General features: G+C 59.3%; 17 protein-coding genes. 10 read left to right on the forward strand and 7 right to left on the reverse strand.

All coding sequences use genetic code 11. The annotated features are described in order from the left end of the window. Positions 1–104: 104 nt before the first annotated feature. Positions 105–2,057 carry an acetate--CoA ligase gene (gene acs, locus AGR2A_RS00980; protein WP_004444026.1) on the reverse strand — a complete coding sequence of 651 codons (1,953 nt, stop codon included), beginning with the start codon at positions 2,055–2,057 and terminating at the stop codon, positions 105–107. A gap of 230 nt (positions 2,058–2,287) precedes the next feature. On the opposite strand from acs, the gene AGR2A_RS00985 reads away from it, so the two are divergent. Beyond that, positions 2,288–2,989, forward strand: coding sequence for a DUF1013 domain-containing protein (locus AGR2A_RS00985; protein WP_006698297.1), 702 nt, complete (start codon positions 2,288–2,290; stop codon positions 2,987–2,989). A 57-nt stretch (positions 2,990–3,046) separates the two neighbouring features. Here AGR2A_RS00985 and AGR2A_RS00990 read toward each other — a convergent pair whose 3' ends face one another. Then, the gene (locus AGR2A_RS00990; protein ID WP_072495178.1) at positions 3,047–3,706 is read right to left on the reverse strand and encodes a YggS family pyridoxal phosphate-dependent enzyme; all 660 of its coding nucleotides are present in this window, start codon (positions 3,704–3,706) and stop codon (positions 3,047–3,049) included. A gap of 191 nt (positions 3,707–3,897) precedes the next feature. On the opposite strand from AGR2A_RS00990, the gene leuS reads away from it, so the two are divergent. The 3 genes from leuS to holA are packed head-to-tail and all read left to right on the forward strand — an operon-like array spanning position 3,898 to position 8,115. Further along, positions 3,898–6,528 (forward strand): leucine--tRNA ligase, encoded by a 2,631-nt coding sequence (gene leuS / locus AGR2A_RS00995; protein WP_080822346.1) that lies wholly within the window; start codon positions 3,898–3,900, stop codon positions 6,526–6,528. After that, positions 6,521–7,066: an LPS assembly lipoprotein LptE gene (gene lptE, locus AGR2A_RS01000; RefSeq protein WP_006698300.1), complete on the forward strand. Its 546-nt coding sequence runs from the start codon at positions 6,521–6,523 to the stop codon at positions 7,064–7,066. The genes leuS and lptE overlap by 8 nt, the downstream gene beginning before the upstream one ends. An 11-nt stretch (positions 7,067–7,077) precedes the next feature. After that, positions 7,078–8,115 carry a DNA polymerase III subunit delta gene (gene holA, locus AGR2A_RS01005; protein ID WP_072495181.1) on the forward strand — a complete coding sequence of 346 codons (1,038 nt, stop codon included), beginning with the start codon at positions 7,078–7,080 and terminating at the stop codon, positions 8,113–8,115. A gap of 64 nt (positions 8,116–8,179) precedes the next feature. Here the strand turns inward: holA and fdxA are convergent, their stop codons facing one another. The 4 genes from fdxA to AGR2A_RS01030 all read right to left on the reverse strand — a co-directional run bounded on the left by fdxA (position 8,180) and on the right by AGR2A_RS01030 (position 13,977). Beyond that, positions 8,180–8,518, reverse strand: coding sequence for a ferredoxin FdxA (gene fdxA / locus AGR2A_RS01010; protein ID WP_004444038.1), 339 nt, complete (start codon positions 8,516–8,518; stop codon positions 8,180–8,182). A 158-nt stretch (positions 8,519–8,676) separates the two neighbouring features. Then, the gene (locus AGR2A_RS01015) at positions 8,677–9,093 is read right to left on the reverse strand and encodes an RNA-binding S4 domain-containing protein (RefSeq protein WP_004444041.1); all 417 of its coding nucleotides are present in this window, start codon (positions 9,091–9,093) and stop codon (positions 8,677–8,679) included. 4 nt (positions 9,094–9,097) lie between these two features. Next, on the reverse strand, positions 9,098–12,181 hold the full coding sequence (locus AGR2A_RS01020) for a helicase-related protein (RefSeq protein WP_006698303.1): 3,084 nt from the start codon (positions 12,179–12,181) through the stop codon (positions 9,098–9,100). Between the two features lie 458 nt (positions 12,182–12,639). Continuing rightward, the gene (locus tag AGR2A_RS01030) at positions 12,640–13,977 is read right to left on the reverse strand and encodes a ubiquinone biosynthesis hydroxylase (RefSeq protein WP_373968923.1); all 1,338 of its coding nucleotides are present in this window, start codon (positions 13,975–13,977) and stop codon (positions 12,640–12,642) included. Here AGR2A_RS01030 and tesB point away from each other — a divergent pair. From tesB to AGR2A_RS01060, 6 genes are all read left to right on the forward strand, one after another. Further along, entirely contained in the window at positions 13,941–14,825 is an 885-nt protein-coding gene (gene tesB, locus AGR2A_RS01035) for an acyl-CoA thioesterase II (protein WP_022556997.1), read from the forward strand. The genes AGR2A_RS01030 and tesB overlap by 37 nt on opposite strands. 211 nt (positions 14,826–15,036) lie before the next feature. Continuing rightward, complete coding sequence (locus tag AGR2A_RS01040; RefSeq protein WP_004444057.1) at positions 15,037–15,387, forward strand: P-II family nitrogen regulator; 351 nt, start codon at positions 15,037–15,039, stop codon at positions 15,385–15,387. A 29-nt stretch (positions 15,388–15,416) separates the two neighbouring features. After that, positions 15,417–16,763, forward strand: coding sequence for an ammonium transporter (locus AGR2A_RS01045; RefSeq protein WP_004444059.1), 1,347 nt, complete (start codon positions 15,417–15,419; stop codon positions 16,761–16,763). Positions 16,764–17,036: 273 nt separating this feature from the next. Continuing rightward, positions 17,037–19,700 (forward strand): DNA translocase FtsK, encoded by a 2,664-nt coding sequence (locus AGR2A_RS01050; protein ID WP_072495182.1) that lies wholly within the window; start codon positions 17,037–17,039, stop codon positions 19,698–19,700. Between the two features lie 47 nt (positions 19,701–19,747). Next, on the forward strand, positions 19,748–20,473 hold the full coding sequence (locus tag AGR2A_RS01055; protein ID WP_072495183.1) for an outer membrane lipoprotein carrier protein LolA: 726 nt from the start codon (positions 19,748–19,750) through the stop codon (positions 20,471–20,473). A gap of 158 nt (positions 20,474–20,631) precedes the next feature. Then, a complete protein-coding gene (locus AGR2A_RS01060; protein WP_004444069.1) occupies positions 20,632–21,435 on the forward strand; it encodes an exodeoxyribonuclease III in 804 nt (267 codons plus the stop codon). A 32-nt stretch (positions 21,436–21,467) separates the two neighbouring features. On the opposite strand, the gene AGR2A_RS01065 is transcribed toward AGR2A_RS01060, so the two are convergent. Further along, positions 21,468–21,923, reverse strand: a complete 456-nt coding sequence (locus tag AGR2A_RS01065) for a cyclic nucleotide-binding domain-containing protein (protein ID WP_072495184.1) — start codon at positions 21,921–21,923, stop codon at positions 21,468–21,470. Between the last annotated feature and the right edge of the window lie 110 nt (positions 21,924–22,033).

Raw genomic sequence — 22,033 nt, forward strand, 5'->3', positions numbered from 1 at the left:
TTTACTGAATACAACTAAAAACACCCGGAGGTTCTGCCTCCGGGTGTTTTTGTTTGTGAAATTAGCCAATAGAAAAAAGGCTGCCGCAGCAGCCTTTCAACAGATCACGCCGTACGGTTTTGCCGGTTGGCGATGAGGTCTTCGACAACAGCCGGATCGGCGAGCGTCGACGTATCTCCCAGCGCACCAAAATCATCCTCGGCGATCTTGCGCAGGATGCGCCGCATGATCTTGCCGGAACGGGTCTTCGGCAGGCCGGGCGCGAACTGGATCTTATCGGGTGTCGCAACCGGTCCGATCTCGTTGCGCACGTGTTTTACCAGCTCTTCGCGCAGCGCATAGTCGCCGTTCTGCCCCGCCATCAGCGTGACATAACAATAGATGCCCTGCCCCTTGATCGGATGCGGATAACCCACCACGGCCGCTTCCGAAACCTGATGATGCGACACCAGCGCCGATTCCACCTCGGCCGTGCCGAGACGATGACCGGAAACGTTCAGCACGTCATCGACGCGGCCGGTGATCCAGTAATAACCATCCTCATCGCGCCGGCAGCCGTCACCGGTGAAATACTTGCCCTTGTAGGTGGAGAAGTAGGTGTCGATGAAGCGCTGATGATCGCCATAGACGGAGCGCGACTGGCCCGGCCAGCTGTCGATGATGCAGAGATTCCCGTCCGCCGGCCCTTCCAGCACATTGCCTTCGGCATCGACAAGCTGCGGCTGCACACCGAAGAACGGCCTTGTCGCCGAGCCGGGTTTCAGATCGGTCGCACCCGGCAGCGGCGAGATGAGAATGCCGCCGGTTTCCGTCTGCCACCATGTATCAACGATCGGACTCTTGTCCTCACCGACAACATGGTAATACCACTCCCATGCTTCCGGGTTGATCGGCTCGCCCACGGTGCCGAGGAGACGGATGCTGGAGCGCGACGAGCGCTGGACGAACTGGTCACCCGCACCCATCAGCGATCTGAGCGCTGTCGGCGCCGTATAGAAAATATTGACCTTGTGCTTGTCGATGACTTCCCAGAAACGGCCTTGATCCGGAAAATTGGGAACACCTTCGAACATTAGCGTCGTCGCGCAATTGGCCAGCGGTCCATAGACTATATAAGAGTGTCCCGTGACCCAGCCGACATCGGCCGTACACCAGTAGACCTCGCCATCCTTGTAATCGAAGACATATTCATGCGTCATCGACGTATAGACGAGGTAGCCGCCCGTGGTGTGCAGCACGCCCTTTGGCTTGCCGGTAGAGCCCGACGTATAGAGGATGAACAGCGGATCTTCCGCGCGCATCTTCACGGGCGGGCAATCTGGTTTCACCGTGGCGATTTCCTGGTGGTACCAGATGTCGCGGCCCGGCGCCCAGCCGGTCTTGCCGCCGGTTCGGCGAACGACCAGAACCTTGTTGACAATGACATATTGCTTGGCGGCGATATCGATCGCCTTGTCGGTATTTTCTTTCAGCGGTATCGGCTTGCCGCCGCGCACACCTTCATCGCAGGTAATGACGAAGGTCGACTGGCAGTCAACGATGCGGCCCGCCAGCGCTTCCGGCGAGAAGCCGCCGAAGACGACCGAATGGATCGCCCCGATGCGCGCGCAGGCAAGCATCGCATAGGCTGCCTCCGGTATCATCGGCATATAGATGGTGACGCGGTCGCCCTTCTTGACGCCGTGCTTCTTCAGCACATTCGCCAGACGGCAGACGTAATCATAAAGCTGGTTATAGGTGATCTTCTTGTCGATATAGGGGTTGTCACCTTCCCAGATGATCGCGGTGCGCTCGCCATGCGTCTTCAGATGCCGGTCAATACAGTTGTAGGAGACGTTGGTGAGGCCGTCCTCGAACCACTTGATCGGCACCCTGCCCTTGAAGGACGTATTCTTGACCTTGGTGTAAGGCTTGAACCAGTCGATCCGACGGCCATGCTTGTCCCAGAATTTTTCTGGATCCTCGACGCTCTCCTGGTACCATTTCTGGTAACGCTCATTGTCGATGAGCGTGCGGGCTTTCGCCGACTTGAGCACCGGGTAGATTTTGGCAGACATGAACTCCTCCTGGAACCGGGTATGGCTTCTGACGCGGCCCGAGACTCCCACCTCAGGCATGTGTTGAATTCATAGCAGGTCAATTGCGCACGGCAATTAGACAAAGGTCATTTGTTTCGCAAAGAATTGCAATTATGATGCAATCCGGTTATAGAGCGGCAATATCCCGGAAATCAGTGGTTGATACCACGCCCGCGACACCGGCGCGGACGGACAGAAGGACTGTATCTATGGCTCAACAATTGCTCATGCCAAAGGCAACGGCTGTATGGCTGGTTGACAACACCGCGCTGTCGTTCGATCAGATCGCCACGTTCTGCAAACTGCACCCGCTTGAAGTCAAGGCAATTGCCGACGGTGAAGCCGCGCAGGGCATCAAGGGCCTAGACCCGATCGCCACCGGACAGCTTTCCCGCGACGAGATTGCCCGCGCTGAAGCCAATCCGAACCATAAGCTGAAGCTTTCCGAGCCGAAGGTACGCGTGCCCGAATCCAAGCGTCGCGGTCCGCGTTACACGCCGGTTTCCAAGCGTCAGGACCGTCCGAACGCCATTCTCTGGCTCGTTCGCAACCACCCGGAACTGAAGGATGCGCAGATTTCGCGTCTCGTCGGCACCACGAAGTCGACCATTGAGCAGATCCGCGACCGCACCCACTGGAACTCGGCAAACCTGACGCCGATGGACCCGGTCACGCTCGGCCTCTGCAGCCAGATCGATCTCGACCTCGAAGTCGAGCGCGCCTCGCGTGGCCGTCCGCTGCCGACCGCCGAAGAGCTGGACAATACGCTGCAGCCGGCGACGGCAACGGAAGGTCTGGATTACAACTTCCAGCGCGAAGAAGACGAACAGATCGACGCCGATGCAGTCTTCAAGAAGCTCTCCTCGCTGAAATCCACGCAGAAGGATGAAGACGAGGACGATCAGTACTGATCGACGTTTTCGAATGCTCGAAACCCGGCCTGAGTGCCGGGTTTTTTGTTTATGGCCTTATCGCGTGCCGAAGATCGCCGAGCCCACACGAACACTGGTCGCGCCGAATTCAACGGCCGTTTCGAAATCACCGGACATGCCCATGGAGAGTTTTTCCAAGCCGCATTGCTTGGCAAGTTTCGCCAGCAGCGCAAAATGCGGACCGGGATTTTCATCTGCCGGCGGAATGCACATCAGCCCCTCGACAGCCAATTTCAACTCATCCCGGCAAAGGGCCACGAAAGCGATGGTCTCTCGCGGATCGATGCCCGCCTTTTGCGGCTCGAGCCCGGTATTGACCTGCACATAAAAACGAAGGCTGCGGCCCTGTTTGCTGCACTCCTCGGCAAGCGCGCGGGCGATCTTTTCGCGGTCGACGCTTTCGACGACATCAAACAATGCCACGGCGTCCGCAGCCTTGTTGGACTGCAACGGGCCGATCAGATGCAGTTCTATGCCATCAGTCTTCTCTTTCAGCGCCGGCCACTTGCCCTGCGCTTCCTGCACGCGGTTCTCCCCGAACACGCGCTGGCCGGCATCGATGACGGGCTGGATCGCTTCCGCTTCGAAGGTCTTCGATACCGCGACGAGGGCAACATCTGCCGCCTTGCGGCCGGATTTTTCCGCCACATCCGCAATGCGCTGCCTGACATCCTGAAGTCGTGCTTCGATTTCCATCACAAGACCTTTTTTAACCGTTCGAACCGCTAACTAGACGCCGATCGCCTTGATGCCAAGCGGCTTTAGCACCATTTGAGGCACGCTGGCCAAGATTGAACGTCCGAACGCCCCGCCAAACTTGACGCCCCGGTCGTTTCATGGTGAAGGTCAGCGCACATTTTTCCCCTCGATACCCGGAATTTTAGACAATGGCCATCGAACGTTACAATCCTCGCGACGCCGAGCCGCGCTGGCAGCAAAAATGGAACGAAGACAAGGTCTTCGTGACAGACAACAGCGATCCGCGTGAGAAATATTACGTTCTAGAGATGTTTCCCTATCCGTCGGGTCGCATCCACATGGGCCATGTCCGCAACTATGCCATGGGTGACGTCGTCGCCCGCTACAAGCGCGCCCGCGGTTTCAACGTCCTGCACCCGATGGGTTGGGACGCCTTCGGCATGCCGGCCGAAAATGCGGCCATGCAGAACAAGGTTCATCCCAAGGACTGGACCTACCAGAACATCGCCACCATGCGCGGTCAGCTGAAATCCATGGGCCTGTCCCTGGACTGGACCCGCGAATTCGCCACCTGCGATGTGGAATATTATCATCGCCAGCAGGCGCTGTTCGTGGACTTCATGGAAAAGGGTCTGGTCTACCGCAAGCAGTCGAAGGTCAATTGGGACCCGGTCGACCATACCGTTCTGGCCAACGAGCAGGTGATCGACGGCCGCGGCTGGCGCTCCGGTGCGCTGGTCGAACAGCGCGAGCTGACGCAATGGTTCTTCCGCATCACCGATTTCAGCCAGGACCTGCTGGACGAGTTGGACACGCTGGATCAGTGGCCGGAAAAAGTGCGCCTGATGCAGAAGAACTGGATCGGCCGTTCCGAAGGCCTGTCACTGCGCTGGCAGACCGTTGCTGACACGGCGCCGGAAGGCTTTTCTGACATCACCGTCTATACCACACGCCCCGACACGCTGTTCGGCGCCTCCTTCCTGGCCATTGCCGCCGACCATCCGCTGGCGAAAGAACTGTCGGAAAAAAATCCTGCGATCGCCGAATTCTGCGATGAATGCCGCCGCCATGGCACCTCTTTGGCCGCGTTGGAAACGGCTGAAAAGAAGGGCATCGATACCGGCGTCAAGGTCGTCCATCCGCTGGATGCGACCTGGGAACTGCCAGTCTATGTCGCCAACTTCGTGTTGATGGATTACGGTACGGGCGCGATCTTCGGTTGCCCCTCCGGCGACCAGCGCGACCTGGACTTCGCCCGCAAATACGGCCTGCCGGTCGTGGCGGTCGTCGCCCCTGAGGGCCCGGATGCGGAAAGCTTCACGGTCGATGACACCGCCTACACCGACGACGGCGTGATGATTAACTCCGGCTTCCTGAATGGCATGAAAACGACGGATGCCTTCGAGGCAGTCGTGCAGAAGCTGTCGGCGCAGACGCTGGGCAACGCGCCTCAGGCCGAGCGCAAGGTCAATTTCCGTCTGCGCGACTGGGGCATTTCCCGTCAGCGTTACTGGGGCTGCCCGATCCCGGTCATTCATTGCGAAGTCTGCGGCGTCGTGCCGGTCCCGAAAAAGGACCTGCCCGTCAAGCTGCCTGACGATGTGACATTCGACGTGCCCGGCAACCCGCTGGACCGCCACCCCACCTGGCGTCATGTCTCCTGCCCGCAATGCGGCCATGACGCGCGTCGTGAAACCGACACGATGGACACCTTCGTCGATTCCAGCTGGTATTACACGCGCTTCACGGCACCCTGGGAAGACGCACCGACCGACCCGAAGGTCGCCAATCATTGGCTGCCGGTGGATCAATATATCGGCGGTATCGAGCACGCGATCCTGCACCTGCTCTATTCTCGCTTCTTCACCCGCGCGATGCGCGAAACAGGTCACGTGGACGTCAAGGAACCCTTCAAGGGTCTGTTCACCCAAGGCATGGTGGTCCATGAGACCTATAGCCGCGGTGAAGGCACCGCGCGCGAATGGGTGCCACCTGCGGACCTGCGGATAGAGGAAAATGACGGCACGCGCCGAGCTTTCCTGCTTTCTTCCGGCGAAGAGGTGAAGATCGGCTCGATCGAAAAAATGTCGAAGTCGAAAAAGAACGTGGTCGATCCCGATGATATCATCGCATCGTACGGCGCCGATACAGCACGCTTCTTCGTGCTGTCGGACTCGCCGCCGGATCGCGACGTCATCTGGTCCGAATCGGGCGTCGAGGGTGCGAACCGATTCGTCCAGCGCGTCTGGCGCATCATCGGCGAAGCTGCCGAACAGCTGAAGGGCGTGAAGCCGAAGCCGGCGACCGAGGGTGAAGGGCTGGCGGCCTCCAAGGCGGCTCACAAGACGCTGAAGGCCGTTCAGGAAGATCTGGACAAGCTCGCCTTCAACAAGGCCATTGCCCGCATCTATGAACTGGTCAATGCACTCGCCGGTCCGCTTGCGGATGTCGCTGCGGGCGGCAAGTCCGATGACGTCAAGGCGGCAGCGCGTGATGCCGTCGAAATCCTGATCCGCATCATCGCCCCCATGACGCCACATCTGGCGGAAGAATGCTGGGCGGCACTCGGCAATGAAGGTCTGGTGGCTGAGACGCCATGGCCGACCTTCGTGCCATCGCTGGTCGAGGAAAACGACGTTGTCATGCCCGTGCAGGTCAATGGCAAGAAGCGCGGCGAATTGACAATCGCGCGCGATGCAGATCAAGATGCGGTCCGCGCGGCTGCCCTTGCTCTGGATGCCGTCAAATCTCTTCTTGCCGGCGGCGAGCCCAAGAAAGTCATCGTGGTTCCGCAGAGGATTGTGAACATTGTTGTCTGACGTTTTTTCGAGATGGAGCCGCGTCGCGGCAGCAATTTCCGTCGTGATGATGGCTGGTCTTCTGGCGGGCTGCCAGGTGCGCCCGCTCTATGGCGAGGCTTCCGGGACCAAGGAAAGGCTGGCGGCCGTCAGCGTCTCCGATATCGGCGGCAGAGTTGGACAGGAAGTTCGCAACCAGCTAATCTTCCTTCTGGCTGGCGGCGCTGGGCAGCCGACGACGGCGCAATATAACGTCAAGGTTTCGGTCAGCTCGAGCGCTTCCTCGACAGAGGTGCAGAATTACGACCTAACCACACGGACGAACAACAATTACGACGGGCCGTATCCAGGCCGTGTCATCATGAGCGGCCAATACGTGCTGACGCGCATTTCCGACGGTCAGATCCTGCGCTCCGCACGCCGCAGCGTGACGGCGCAGGTGGATCTGCCACAGCAGGAATTCGCCAAGATCCGGGCGACCCGCGACGCCGAAAACCGTGCGGCGCGCGAACTTGCCGAAATCATCCGCACCGATATCGCCGCCACGCTCGGCCGCTGAGAGCGGCGGCCGTGGCGGAGATAAAGTCCCATGAATTCGAGCGCTTCGCCGAGAATCCGGCGGAGCGCTTTCGCGTTTTCGTGCTCTACGGTCCGGATCGCGGTCTCGTATCAGAACGCGCAACCCTCATCGCCAAAAAGACGGGTATAGATCCCGACGACGCTTTTGCGTCGCTGAAACTGACTGCGTCCGATCTCCAGGGCGACCCGGGGCGTTTGCTGGATGAGGTGAACGCCATTGGTCTTTTCGGCGGCGAGAAACTTGTCTGGATCAAGGGCGCGTCAGCTGAAAAGGCGCTGGTGGATGCCCTCCAGATTCTGGCGGAAACGCCGCCGGAAGCGAGCTTTCTCATCATCGAAGCAGGCGACATCAAGAAGGGCACGGGGCTGCGCAAGATCGCGGAACCGGCTCGATCCATCGCAGCCATTCCCTGTTACGCGGACGATGCGCGCGCACTGAACGCGTTGATAGACCAGGAACTTTCGGGCGACAATTTGCGTATCGCGCCTGCCGCGCGGCAACGGCTTATCGAATCGCTGGGGGGCGACCGTATCGCTTCACGAAACGAAATCCGCAAGCTGGCACTTTATTGCCGCGGCGCAGAGGTAATCGAGGAAGACGATGTCCTGGCCATCATCGGTGATGCCAGTACGGTTTCAGCCGATGACGCCGTTGACGCCATCCTGAAGGGTGACAGAAACGCGTTTTTCCATGCCACCCAGAAGATCATTTCCTCCAAGACGCCGATCTTCCTCGTGCTTCAGGGGTGCCTCAAGCAATTCCAGCTGCTCGATCAGATGCGCGCGGAGATGGACGAGAAAAAGCAGCAGGCCGGTCAGGTCATGCAGACGCTTGGACGCCATATCCATTTTCGCCGGAAACCGATCATCGAAAGAGCGCTACGCACATGGCAGCCAGCGGCGATCGCGCGCGAGATGAACCGACTGCAGGCGGCCATCCTGCAAAGCCGCCAGCGTCAAAGTCTGGAGGAAAGCGTGGCCCTACTGACACTATTATCCACCACGCTGCAATCCGGCCGCGGCGGATAAACAAAAGCCCTCGTGCAGACGAGGGCTTTTCAAATGTTAGTGCGAGACCGTCGCAAATCTGCGGTCAGTCGCCCTTGCCGGGCTCAGCAGAGAAATAAAGCTCCAGCTTGCCTTCGACACCATCCATTTCCTTGGCTTCCGGCATCGGGTCGCGCTTGATGGTGATGTTCGGCCAGATCGCGGCATATTCCGCATTGAGCTTCAGCCACTTGTCGAGACCCGGCTCCGTATCGGGTTTGATGGCCTCGGCAGGACATTCCGGTTCGCACACACCACAGTCGATGCATTCGTCGGGATTGATGGCGAGGAAATTTTCGCCCTCGTAAAAGCAGTCGACAGGGCAGACCTCTACGCAATCGGTATATTTGCAGCGGATGCAATTGTCGGTCACGACATATGTCATGATGAACTCCAGAATATGCAGGCCGGGTCTTTGGGCTTCGGAACACAAGCCGTCGCCCGGAATTCAGACAGGGCAATTTCGCAAGTGACGTAATGCCTTTGCTTGCAGATAGCAAGGATAAACAATTCTGAAAAACGGTGCTGACTTGGAGGTTTATTCTAATCTGTACTGCCGTCGCTGTCGGACAGAAACCTGTCGAGCGCTCTGCGCTCCTTTTTCGTCGGGCGTCCGCTGCCCGGCTGGCGCATTGCCTGCTCAAGGAGTGTCAGCCTGTCGGAAGGCTCCTTCGGCGGCGTCTGATCGTCATAGAGAAGTCTGGCTTCTTCATAGGGGCCGCGCCGCGTCCCGCCCGACTTCACCACCACGACCCTGTCCATCCGCTCGAAGCTTATTTCCAGCCTGTCGCCGGGCTTCACCGCATGACTGGGCTGGCGGACGACGACGCCATTGATCTTCACCTGTCCCGACTGAACGTAGCTCTGGGCGAGCGAACGGGATTTAGCCATGCGGGCAAAGAACAGCCACTTGTCCAGACGCTGGCGCGTGCTTTCCAGTGGCTGTTCGCTGTTTCCCATAGGCTTACTTCTTCAGCTGCTCCTTGAGGGCAGCGAGCTTTGCGAAAGGCGAATCCGGGTCCAGCGGCTTTTCCTTGCGCGGTGGCTTGGCCTCAAAACGCTGCTGGCCCTGCGGCTTTCCGCCACGGTCGCTGCGCTCCGGCCTGTCCTTGCGCTCGCCACGATCATGACGATCATTATTGCGGTTGTTGCCGCGATCGGGACGGCCGCCGTCACGCTTGCGCTCGCCCTCGCCGCCACGATTGGCTGCATCGCGATTTGCCCCGTCGCGATTGTCACGACGGCCTTCGCCGCGTCGCTCGCCTTGCTCGCGCGCTGTCTGCTCACGACCCTGGCCACGATTGCCGGGACGACGGTTTTCACCACGCTGGTTTTCATTGCGGCCACCCGGACGCCACAGAAGCACGGGCTTCGGCTCGGCGGCCTCACCACTTTCCGCCGGAGCCGCTTCATTTGCAGCAGCCTCTTCACCGGCGGCTTCCGCGACCGGCGCCTCGGTAACGTCGCCTTCCACAACAGCAACCGCTTCGGAGGCCTGCTCTTCGGAAGCCGGCTCGTCCTGCTCGGTCTCAGCGCTATCCTCTTCGCCCGCCGTCGTTTCTGGGGCAGCCGGCACAGTGGCGCCTGCCTGGCTGGCGAGGAAGGCCTGCGCCTCTTCCGCCGTCACCTGATCGGCACGGTAACCGAGGCCCTTGAGGATTTCTTCCATGTCATCGAGCGTTGCGCCGAGAATGGAAAGCATCGCGGTCGTTGTCGTGAAACGACGGCCATCATAAGCGCCTTCGGGGCGCGGCTGCTGGCCGGGCTTCCACTGCAGCAGCGGACGGATGAGATCCGCCAGGCGTTCGAGAATGTCGATACGCACCGCGCGCTTTCCGAGGAAACGGAAACCGGCAAGCTTGTAGAACATGCGCTCGTAGCTGGCATCCGTAACGACCGAGGTGCGGCCTGCAGCCAGGACGGGAATAAGGTCGCCATAACCCGGTTTGCCAAGACCATCATTCTTCAAGGCCCAGAGCAGCGTCACAAGTTCTGCCGGAGCAGGCTTCAGGAGCGCAGGCAAAAAGACATGATAGGCGCCGAAACGCACGCCGTAACGCCGCATGGAAGCACGCGCGTCCTGATCCAGCGACTTCACGTCTTCCGCGACGTCACGACGGAACAGCACGCCGAGATTTTCAACCAGCTGGAAAGCAAGACCCTTTGCGAGACCCTGAAGGTCTTCCGCGCGGGAGATATCATCCAGCGGCTTCAGCACGGTTGCGATCTGGTGGTTGACGAAACGCTCGATCCGCGCGAGCGCGTGATCACGGGCATTACCGCTCAACTGCTCGTCGGCCAGCAGGATCACCCGCGGCTTCATGATATTGTCGCCGGCCGAAAGACGGGCAACCGGCTCGCCCAGCCAGCGAACCAGACCATCGGAGCTCAAAGCGAGATCGCCATTTCCACTGGCGTGCAGACGCGCGGCACGCGCCTCGTATTCGAGTGCGAGCGCCTTCTGCGCCGCAGCCTGCACGGCCTTCTGATCCGGCCCTTCCATTCCCGGCACCGGCGTGAACCGGAACCCGGCCAATTGGCCGACGTGATGACCTTCTACGAAGACATCACCATTTACACTGATTTCAGCTTCAAGCATCGCATTCTCTCTCAGGCGCCTCATGAGCACAGATGTCCTGCGATCAACAAAGCGTTTCGTCAACCTTTCATGTAGCGCATCGGACAATCGATCCTCGATTTCCCGAGTCTTTTCTTGCCAGTGTGTCGGATCGGCAAGCCATCCTGGGCGGTTCGATACATAAGTCCATGTTCTGATCTGCGCAATCCTCGCAGACAAGGTATCGATCTCTCCATCCGTGCGGTCGGCGCGACGCACCTGTTCGGCCATGAAATCCTCGTTCACCGTACCGCGCTTGACGAGGTCGAAATAGAGCGTGGAGATCAGATCCGCATGCTGCGCCGGCGCGATACGGCGATAGTCCGGAAGCGCGCAGGCCTCCCAGAGCTTTTCCACCCGTGCATCGGTCGTCGTCACGTCGATGATTTCGGGATAACGGGACAGATACTCCAGCGCCTGCTGGTCGATGGCCGGCAGGGCGCGCGAAAGCCCCTGGATCGCCGGCGCAGCGTCAAGGCTCGCACGCAGATTGGCGATAGAGGAAAAATCGAAGTTTTTCGTCCGCCACTGCAACACCTTCACCGCATCGAACTGATGCGTCTCAATCCGCTCCACCAGTTCGTCATCGAACGGGTCGACACGGCCTGTCACCCCGAAGGTGCCGTCACGAAGATGGCGGCCGGCGCGGCCGGCGATCTGGCCGATTTCGCCCGGATTGAGATTGCGGAATTGATAACCGTCGAATTTTCGGTCCTGCGCGAAAGCGACGTGATCGACATCGAGATTAAGGCCCATTCCGATAGCGTCCGTCGCGACCAGATATTCGACATCGCCCGACTGATAGAGACCCACCTGCGCATTGCGCGTGCGGGGCGAAAGCGCGCCTAGCACAACGGCCGCGCCGCCCCGCTGGCGGCGCACCAGTTCGGCAATGGCATAGACCTCATCGGCGGAAAAAGCGACAATCGCCGTGCGCTGCGGCAGGCGGGTTATCTTCTTCTGGCCAGCATAAAAAAGCTGTGACAGACGCGGTCGCTCCACCACGGTAATTCCCGGCAGCAGCTTTTCGAGGATCGGGCGCATCGTGCCCGCCCCCAGCAGCAGCGTTTCCTCCCGACCGCGCAGATGCAGAACCCGGTCGGTAAAGATATGCCCGCGTTCGAGATCGCCTGCCAGCTGCACCTCATCGATTGCAACGAAGGCGGCCGTCGTTTCGCGCGGCATGGCTTCCACTGTGCAAACGGAATACTTGGCTTTTGGGGGTGAGATTTTTTCTTCGCCGGTTATCAGCGCCACATTGGGCGCCCCCACCTTTTCGACCAGACGGGTATAGACCTCGCGCGCCAAAAGGCGCAGCGGCAGGCCGATGACACCGCTGCCATGCGCCACCATACGCTCAATCGCGTAATGGGTCTTGCCGGTGTTGGTGGGGCCGAGAACGGCCGTGACACCGCGGCCGCTCAGGATCATGGGGCGAAAATTCAACGTACTATCCGCGAATCGACTTCATCTGCTTGGCGTGCCACCCACATCAACGGTGTGGGCCGCACGCACCACACATGGCAACGCCTGCCGACAAAGGCAATAGGCCTCACCCGCAAAGTGCTACAAGGCAACCAGTCAACGAAATTTTCCATTTCGATTCAGATAGTTGAACAAGAAAAAAGAATCCGGCGAAAATGAAATCGATTCGGCTGCGGAACAGTCTGCGAACGAATCGAATACGAATCGCTGACTCCCCGTGATTCAGCTTTTGTTCTCCGCAATATCTGGTTGGCGAAATCACGGCCTCTACCAGATTATGAATCCGGATAAGTCCTTGGCCGGATTCGGCATTACGGTAAAACCGCCGGTCGGAAAATCCGGGAATCGGCTGTCAAGCGCCAATCCCCGAAAAGCCGTTCCGAAGCCGGCTCCACAAGCCGAGATCAGAGTGCCTCACCGGTGAGCAAACGCGGCGCATTTGCATCCGTGGTACCGGCGGCCTGGCCAATGAAATAGGATTTGAGACCCGGCAAACGATCCACCACGCCGAGACCGAAATCGCGCATGATGCGAATGGGACCGACATCATTGGAGAACAGCCGGTTCAGCACATCCGTGGTCACCCCCATCCGCAAGGTGTCGAACCGGCGCCAGGACTGATACCGCTCCAGAACATTGAGGGAGCCGATGTCGAGGCCGAGACGGTCAGCTTCAACCACGGTTTCGGCCAGAGCCGCCACATCCTTGAAACCCAGATTGAGGCCTTGACCCGAGATCGGGTGAATACCGTGCGCCGCATCACCGGCGAGCGCGAAACGCGACGCGACGAAGGACCGTGCCAAAGTGAGACCCAGCGGAAAGGCGCGTCGGGGACCGACAGGGCGGATCGTGCCGAGCTTGTGGCCGAACCGGCGCTCAAGCTCCTCCTCGAACACCAGGTCGTCGGCGGCCACAAGCCTGTCGGCATCGGCGGTGCGTTCGGTCCAGACAAGCGAAGACCGGTTTCCCTTCAACGGCAGAATGGCGAAGGGTCCGGATGGCAGGAAATGCTCCTCGGCGCAGCCTTCGTGCGGTCGCTCATGCTCAACGGTCGTCACGATGCCTGACTGATCGTAAGCCCAGTGCACCGTCTTGATGCCAGCCATATCCCGAAGAGCCGAGCGAACACCATCACAGGCAATCAGCAATCGCGCTTCGAGCGTCGATCCGTCGGAAAGGTGAATAGCCGTCGACTGCGGTCCTGCGGTAAAATCGGAAACACTGAGGCCGTGGCGGATTTCTATGCCCAGGCGTGCGCAAAGGCCCCGCAATGCGCCTACCAGAGCGACGTTGGGAACCATATGGGCAAAGGGCCGGCCCTCTTCCACCGCGCCGTCAAACGTCAGGAACACGGGACGTACCGGATCGGCGGTTTTCGAATCGGTAACGATCATCTTGTGGATCGGCTGGGCTTCCGGCTCGATCTCGTTCCAGATGCCGAAAACATCGAGCATGCGGGTGGCCGCTGCGATAATGGCGGACGCGCGAACATCCTTCGCCCAGACATCCTCAGGAGCGGCTTCAATTACCTGCACATTCAGATGCGGGGCCGCCTGCTTGATTGCCACAGCAACGGAAAGACCGACATATCCGCCGCCTGCCACCACAACGTCCAGCATCGCGCTTCTCCTCAAATCTTGTGCATGCATCATCGGCGCACTATAGACCATGTGACGTCTTCCTACAGCCGGAGCAGGCCGAAAAAATGTCGCATCCCTTGCAATCGTCAGACCCGATGGCAAATCTCATCGCCACGCTCGATCTCGAGAAGCTGGAAGAGAACCTTTACCGGGGCGAAAGCCCTCAGATCGGCTGGCAACGGGTTTTTGGTGGTCAGGTCATTGCACAGGCCCTGATCGCAGCGCAAAGAACCGTGGATGACGATCGCTTCGTGCATTCGTTGCACGCCTATTTCATGCGTCCCGGCGACCCGCTGGTGCCCATCGTCTACCAGGTCGAGCGTATCCGCGATGGCGCCAGTTTCTGCACCCGTCGCGTGGTCGCCATCCAGCACGGCAAAGCCATTTTTTCCATGTCGGCGTCGTTCCAGATATTCGAGGACGGTTTTACCCATCAGATCAGGATGCCTGATGTGACGCCGCCTGAAAAACTGATGAGCGAGGAACAGATGCAGGCGGCTTTCCTCGCAAAGGCGCCCGCTTCGATCCGCAACTACTGGAGCAACAAGCGGCCGATCGAGATCAGGCCGGTCTCGCTGACCCACTACATCTCAAAAGAAAAGCTGGAGCCGCAGCAGGATATCTGGGTCCGTGCCGTTGGAAGCGTACCTGACGATCCGCGCCTGCAATCCGCCATTCTCGCCTATCTCTCCGACATGACGCTGCTGGACACCTCGCTCTATGCCCATGGCACGACGATCTTCGATCCTGCGATCCAGGTGGCAAGCCTGGACCACGCCATGTGGTTTCATCGTCCCTGCCGGCTGGATGACTGGCTGCTCTATACACAGGACAGCCCCAGCGCCTCGGGCGCGCGCGGTTTGACCCGTGGCAATATTTTCACCAGACAGGGTGAACTGGTCGCCTCCGTGGCGCAGGAAGGTTTGATCCGCAAAAGGGCAAATGATTAAATAAAGTGCGTTTTCTAAAAATCGCACATTTTATAGACGCAAAATTCGCCGACAAATGCCCCTTTTTCAGACGTCCGTCATATAAACATTACATTTCAATAAGTTAGTTACACACTCAAAACTGGCACGCCCTTTGAATGTATGTCCGCAGTCGCTGTTACTGATCTGCCAGCGGCAGGAGAGTCGGCTCCGTGCCGAGGACAAACAAAGGATGGGAAACCAGATGAAAATTGTGATGGCCATTATCAAGCCGTTCAAGCTGGATGAAGTGCGCGAAGCACTCACCGGCGTCGGCATCCAGGGCCTGACCGTGACCGAAGTAAAGGGTTACGGGCGCCAGAAGGGACATACCGAGATTTATCGCGGCACGGAATATGCGGTGAGCTTCCTTCCCAAGCTAAAGATCGAGATCGCTGTTCCATCCGACGTCGTGGACAAGGCCGTCGAAGCGATCGCATCTGCGGCAAAGACCGGGCAGATCGGCGACGGCAAGATCTTCGTTTACTCAATTGAACAGGCCGTGCGCATCCGTACCGGCGAAACCAACACAGAAGCGCTTTGAAGCACGGCTGACAGGGGAGTTTTCTAGCTATGCAACTCAACAAGTTTTTGACGCTCGGCAAGCTGGGCGCAACAGCGACGGCCCTGATGGCCCCGGCCATCGCCTTTGCCCAGGATGCAGCGCCGGCCGCAGCCGCAGCGCCTGTTCCGGAAAAGGCCGACACAGCCTTCATGTATGTCGCCACCATCCTCGTGCTCTTCATGATCCTTCCGGGCCTGGCGCTGTTTTACGGCGGTCTTGTCCGCACGAAGAACATGCTCTCCGTTCTCATGCAGTGCACGGTCATCACCGCCGTCATGATGCTCATCTGGGTCATCTACGGTTACTCTTTCGCCTTCGGCGGCGGCACCGGCCCTTATTTCGGCGGCTTCGGCAAGCTGTTCCTGTCGGGCGTTTCGCTTGACAGCACCTCGGCAACCTTCTCGCAAGGTGTCGTGATCTACGAATACACCTTCATCGCCTTCCAGATGACCTTTGCGGCCATCACCCCGGCGCTGATCATCGGTGCCTTCGCGGAACGCGTGAAGTTCTCCGCCGTCATCCTCTTCACCATCCTGTGGGCCACCTTCGTGTATTTCCCGGTCGCCCATATGGTCTGGGACGCGAACGGCCTGATCTTCGGCATGGGCGCTCTCGACTTCGCCGGCGGCACGGTCGTCCACATCAATGCTGGTATCGCAGGCCTGATCGGCGCGATCATGGTCGGCAAGCGCACCGGCTTCGGCAAGGACATGATGGCTCCTCACTCCATGACACTGACACTCGTCGGTGCAGCCATGCTGTGGTTCGGCTGGTTCGGTTTCAACGCCGGCTCCAACCTCGAAGCATCGGGTGGTGCGGTTCTCGCAACCATGAACACCTTCCTCGCAACCGCAGCCGCCATTGTTTCCTGGTCGCTGGTTGAAAGCTTCACCCGTGGCAAGGCATCCATGCTGGGCGCCGCTTCGGGCATGATCGCCGGCCTCGTTGCCGTCACACCTGCTGCAGGCTCGGTTGGCCCGATGGGTGCCATCGTTCTCGGCCTCATCGTCTCGCCGATCTGCTACTTCTTCGTCTCCGTGGTGAAGAACAAGTTCGGTTACGACGATACCGCTGACGTCTTCGGCGTTCACGGCATCGGCGGCATCATCGGCGCACTCGGCACCGGCATCTTCACCTCGCCGCTACTCGGCGGCACCGGCAAGCCCGAATTCTCCATCGCCTCGCAGCTCTGGACGCAGTTCGTGGCCGTCGCCATCACCATCGTCTGGTGCGCCATCGTCTCGGCAATCCTTTATAAGATCGTCGATGTGATCGTCGGGCTCCGCGTCCCGGTCGAAGCCGAGCGCGAAGGTCTGGACCTCGCCACCCACGGCGAAGCCGCTTACCACTCCTGATTCCGGGAAAATGGGGTTCTCCATCCCCATCCCCGAAAGAAAGGCCCGTTTCGACGGGCCTTTTTCTTTGCCGCCAGCCCGCCGTAACGCAGCCGTCTCAAAGCACAAATCCGCTCGAACGCTCACCCGAAAATGCTCTGATCTCCTCAAAAAACCGCATGGTTAACACGACATTAACCAGCTGGCGGTTAGTTTTCCCTGTCAATCCGGGATCAGGCCGTGTGCCGGATCTCGCCGAAACCAAAAAATGACGGGTTCAGGGACATGGGCAGAATGCATTCTCCGACATTCGATGGTCGTCACACACGTTTTGTGCTGACGGCGTTTTTCGTGCGGCAGATTATGGCTCTGGCCGGTTTCGCTCTGCTTGCCACGATTGCACTCGGTATCGCCGCGCTCGCGACGTGGAATGTGGCAGATCCGAGCCTGTCCTATGCCACAGGAAACCAACCAACCAATCTCCTGGGCTACGGCGGCGCGATCTTCGCGGATATCGTTATGCAGTTCCTCGGGCTTTCGGCCATCATATCCCTGCTGCCGGTCATTGCATGGGCGATCGCCCTGATCGCCGGCCGCAAACTGCAGCGCATACCCGCCCGCCTCGTGGCCTGGATCGCAGGCGCGATCGTCTGCGCCGCGTCCCTCGGCTGCTTTCCGGCTCCCGTCACCTGGCCGCTGCCGAACGGTATCGGCGGCGTGATCGGCGACATGATCCTTCGCTTCCCCGCCCTATTCATCGGCGCTTATCCCACTGGCACCGTTGCGACGATACTTGGGGTAATATTCGCCGCGCCGGCTGCCTGGCTCATGCTGTTTGCCGCGGGCATTGTCGGCGGTCTGGACGATGAACTGGAGCGTGAAGAACCCGCACCGGCCGTCAGCAAGGCCCGCGCCTTCCGCGAGGCGGAAGAGGACGACGAGGATGATGGCGAGGGTTTCTTCGCCAATATTCTCGCCTTCGGCGCACTGACGCACTACTGGTACATCACCCAGGCCCGTTTTCGTCGCCTGTTCGGCCTGAAGTCGAAATCGCTGCATGACGAATTCGAACATCCCTATGATTTCAACGAGTATGAATTCGGCACGCTAAACGAGCCGTCGCGCCTCAAGACGGCGATCAACCGTCTCGACCAGCGCGCGGAACCCTCTTTCGAAGAACGAACTGCATCGCGTCGCCAGATGTCTCCTCCCTCCATCGCGCCCAGTCATGAAGACGATGGGGACGGCGAGCCGTCCTTCGGTACTGACGAGGCCCGCCTGCCAAGTGGCATCCTTTCCGATGACGACGTCGACCAGAAATTCACTGCCCGACAGGCGCCGGGACGCGGACAGACGAAAATAACCGCTCCTTCGGCACGCCCGAAGCCCAGTGAGCGTGTGGCACGCGAAGCACAGGCCTCTTTCATCGCCGCAGACGGTTTCCAGCTTCCTACCGTTCATCTTCTGGCGGAGCCCAAGAACATTGTTCGCGACAATACGCTAAGCGAAGAGGTGCTCGAGCAGAACGCCCGTCTTCTCGAGGGGGTTCTTGAAGACTTCGGCGTCAAGGGTGAAATCATTCATGTCCGCCCCGGCCCGGTCGTCACCCTTTACGAACTGGAACCGGCCCCCGGCATCAAATCGTCGCGTGTCATCGGCCTCGCGGATGATATCGCCCGCTCCATGAGCGCGATCGCCGCCCGCGTGGCCGTTGTTCCCGGCCGCAATGCCATCGGCATCGAACTGCCGAACCAGACCCGCGAAACCGTGTTCCTGCGCGAACTGATCGGCAGCCGCGATTTCGAAAACAGCAAAGCCAAGCTTGCCATGGCGCTCGGCAAGACCATCGGCGGCGAACCCGTCATCGCCGATCTCGCCAAGATGCCGCACCTGCTCGTTGCAGGCACCACCGGTTCGGGCAAGTCCGTTGCCATCAACACCATGATCCTGTCGCTGCTTTACCGCATGTCGCCGGAACAGTGCCGCCTGATCATGATCGACCCGAAAATGCTGGAACTGTCGATCTATGACGGCATCCCGCACCTGCTTTCTCCCGTCGTCACGGATCCGAAAAAGGCGGTCGTCGCGCTCAAATGGACGGTGCGCGAGATGGAGGAACGCTACAAGAAGATGTCCAAGATCGGCGTGCGCAATATCGACGGCTTCAACAGCCGCGTGCAGCAGGCGCTCGACAAGGGCGAAATCCTCACCCGCACGGTGCAGACCGGTTTCGACCGCCAGACCGGCGAGGCAATCTACGAAACGGAAGAGTTCGATCTGAAGCCCCTGCCCTATATCGTCGTCATCATCGACGAGATGGCCGACCTGATGATGGTGGCCGGCAAGGATATCGAAGGCGCGGTGCAGCGTTTGGCGCAGATGGCGCGTGCTGCCGGCATCCATGTCATCATGGCCACCCAGCGCCCCTCCGTTGATGTCATCACCGGCACGATCAAGGCCAACTTCCCGACCCGCATCTCATTCCAGGTCACCTCGAAGATCGACAGCCGCACGATCCTTGGAGAGCAGGGCGCCGAACAGCTGCTCGGCATGGGTGATATGCTTTACATGGCGGGCGGCGGACGCATCCAGCGTGTGCACGGGCCCTTCGTTTCCGACAATGAAGTGGAAGAGATCGTTTCCTATCTGAAGACACAAGGGTCGCCTGAGTATCTCGAAGCGATTACCGAAGAAGAAGACGAGGACGGCGCTGGCGCAAGCCCGGCCGGCGGCGGCAGCTTCTCGGATTCCGAGGACCCCTACGATCAGGCCGTGGCCGTCGTACTTCGCGATGGCAAAGCCTCCACCTCCTATGTGCAGCGTCGTCTCGGCATCGGTTACAACCGCGCGGCATCGCTGATCGAACGCATGGAGCAGGAAGGCATTATCGGCCCCGCCAACCACGCCGGAAAACGCGAAATCCTCGTTCCCACGGAAGCAGATATCATCGAGCGATAATCCGCAACCAAGCGGCGTCGAGAAGCGTTATTACACGCTTTCACGTCATGAAGCCGCCGCGTTTTTCGCGGACAATCGCTGCGATGAAGGAGAACAGAATGAACGACCTGACCACCGGCGAAACGGCCAATGGAAGCGCAGCGCAAAATGGCGTGACGCGGCGTGGGGTGCTGACGGCATTTTCCATGGCTGCCGTGATCGCTGGCATCTCGCCGCTCGACGCCTTTGCCCAGGCAGCCGGCAATACCGCAACGGCACAGAAGATCGCGAACCACTTTTCGTCGGTAAAAACCATGATGGGTGAATTCGTGCAGTTCGGCCCGCGCGGGGAACAGACCGGCGGCAAGTTCTACATCGAACGGCCAGGCAAGCTCCGTTTCAATTATGAAGACCCATCGCCGATGCGCGTCATCTCCGACGGCAAGAATGTCGTCATCGGCAATATGAAACTGAAGACATGGGATCTCTATCCCCTGTCGAAGACTCCGCTCAGCCTGCTTCTCTCCGACAAGATCGATCTCAGCAACCAGAAGGTCCGGGATGTGAAGGAAGAATCTGACCTGACCACCATAGTCCTCGGTGACAAGAGCGTGTTCGGCGATTCCACCATCACGCTGATGTTCGACCCGAAGACGTTCGATCTGCGGCAATGGACCACGACGGACGCCCAGAACAAGGACACGACGGTCATGATCTTCAACGTTCAGACCGGCGTGAACCTCGATGAACGCGTCTTCAACATTAATTATGAAGAAGTACGCAAGCGCGGCTGACGCTCCCTGTCGATGTATGCTCTGTGAAGGCGGCTCTCAGGCCGCCTTTTTCATTTTGCCGCTAAAATACATTCCCGTTTTCGTCACGATGTTATAAGCCTGCGCCCCGGAAACAGCCTTGAGGCCTTGCTTCGAGGCGATAAAAGCGGAGCTCATTTATGTCGTTTTCGATAACCACCTGGAACATCAACTCCGTCAGGCTCAGAATGCCGATCGTCGAGCAGTTTCTTGTGCGTTACAAACCCGACATTCTCTGCCTGCAGGAAACCAAATGCCCGAACGGCGAGTTTCCGATGAAGCCGTTGAAGGCGCTGGGTTACGAGCACGTGATCATTCACGGCCAGAAGGGCTATCATGGCGTCGCCATCGCCTCGAAAATCCCGCTGACGGAAGATCATCGGCAGGATTACTGCGGAATTGGCGACGCGCGCCATATTTCCGCGATTGTCCAGGTGGGATCGCGCCGCATCCGGCTCCATAATTTTTATGTTCCGGCAGGCGGCGACGAACCTGATCGCTCAATCAATCCGAAATTCGGCCACAAGCTTGATTTCATCGAGGAAATGAAGGCATTGCGTGCCGATGGCGTGCCCGGCACCTCTTCCATCCTCGTCGGCGACCTCAATATAGCGCCGCTCGAAAACGATGTCTGGTCGCACAAGCAGCTTCTCAAGATCGTCAGCCACACGCCGGTGGAAACCGAGGGTATGCTGGACATCATGAAGAAGGGCAACTGGCTTGATCTGATGCGGCTGAATGTGCCGGCGACGGAAAAAATCTACACGTGGTGGAGTTACCGCGCCAAGGACTGGGAAGCGGCTGATCGCGGCCGCCGCCTCGATCACATCTGGTCGTCTCAGGATCTCGGCCCGTCGCTTGACAGGATCGAGATATTGCGGGAAGCCCGCGGCTGGAACCGACCATCGGATCACGTTCCAGTCACCGCCCATTTCCGGTTTTGAACCAATGCCGGACGCGGTGATCTGGCGCGCGGTCACATGAAGCGGTTCTGCAAACGGGCGGCACCGGCGGCCAGAGACGCGATATTGTCGCGAATGCGCGCCGAAACGATGTCGGCGACCTCAGGAAACTCTTCCACCAGGCGGTGAAAGAGAATGCGCGTTATCCGGATGACTTCGGAATCTTCCGCAGCCACGGCAGTAAATTTTCTTTCGCAAAGGGTAAAAAGCGCAAGTTCCGAAAGCAGGGCGCCCTTTGCGGGCGTAGCCTGCAGCACGGGCTTGCCGTCCCGGCCGGCTGAAAAAAGCTCGAAATGACCCGACGTCACGGCAAAGGCGCATTCGGCGGGGGAGTGTTCGCGAAACAAGGTCTGTCCCGCCGCGACACGCCGGCGCTCTGCGCCGAAGGCGATGAGCCGCAGCTGATCATCACTGAAGCCCGCAAACAACGGCACTTGCCCCAGCAGCATGATATCGTCGGTCAAGGCCATGTCGATTGTTACTCCGGAAAACCGCCTGCGTTGCTATAGCGGTTTTCCAATATCGGCCTTCAAAACACAAGGTGCTAGAGCAATGCTTCAACAACTCGGGGGGACCCCCC

It is taken from the genome of Agrobacterium genomosp. 2 str. CFBP 5494, assembly GCF_900013495.1.
Classification (GTDB): domain Bacteria; phylum Pseudomonadota; class Alphaproteobacteria; order Rhizobiales; family Rhizobiaceae; genus Agrobacterium; species Agrobacterium pusense.

Excerpts from the sequence above, each read along its gene's own strand:
- AGR2A_RS00990 (WP_072495178.1), bottom strand. The coding sequence starts at position 3,706 with ATGGAAATCGAAGCACGACTTCAGGATGTCAGGCAGCGCATTGCGGAT.
- fdxA (WP_004444038.1), bottom strand. The coding sequence starts at position 8,518 with ATGACATATGTCGTGACCGACAATTGCATCCGCTGCAAATATACCGAT.
- AGR2A_RS01045 (WP_004444059.1), top strand. The coding sequence starts at position 15,417 with ATGCAACTCAACAAGTTTTTGACGCTCGGCAAGCTGGGCGCAACAGCG.
- leuS (WP_080822346.1), top strand. The coding sequence starts at position 3,898 with ATGGCCATCGAACGTTACAATCCTCGCGACGCCGAGCCGCGCTGGCAG.
- acs (WP_004444026.1), bottom strand. The coding sequence starts at position 2,057 with ATGTCTGCCAAAATCTACCCGGTGCTCAAGTCGGCGAAAGCCCGCACG.
- AGR2A_RS01040 (WP_004444057.1), top strand. The coding sequence starts at position 15,037 with ATGGGAAACCAGATGAAAATTGTGATGGCCATTATCAAGCCGTTCAAG.
- AGR2A_RS01065 (WP_072495184.1), bottom strand. The coding sequence starts at position 21,923 with ATGGCCTTGACCGACGATATCATGCTGCTGGGGCAAGTGCCGTTGTTT.
- AGR2A_RS01055 (WP_072495183.1), top strand. The coding sequence starts at position 19,748 with ATGAAGCCGCCGCGTTTTTCGCGGACAATCGCTGCGATGAAGGAGAAC.
- AGR2A_RS01015 (WP_004444041.1), bottom strand. The coding sequence starts at position 9,093 with ATGGGAAACAGCGAACAGCCACTGGAAAGCACGCGCCAGCGTCTGGAC.
- AGR2A_RS00985 (WP_006698297.1), top strand. The coding sequence starts at position 2,288 with ATGGCTCAACAATTGCTCATGCCAAAGGCAACGGCTGTATGGCTGGTT.
- AGR2A_RS01050 (WP_072495182.1), top strand. The coding sequence starts at position 17,037 with ATGCATTCTCCGACATTCGATGGTCGTCACACACGTTTTGTGCTGACG.
- AGR2A_RS01060 (WP_004444069.1), top strand. The coding sequence starts at position 20,632 with ATGTCGTTTTCGATAACCACCTGGAACATCAACTCCGTCAGGCTCAGA.
- AGR2A_RS01020 (WP_006698303.1), bottom strand. The coding sequence starts at position 12,181 with ATGATCCTGAGCGGCCGCGGTGTCACGGCCGTTCTCGGCCCCACCAAC.
- tesB (WP_022556997.1), top strand. The coding sequence starts at position 13,941 with ATGTCGCATCCCTTGCAATCGTCAGACCCGATGGCAAATCTCATCGCC.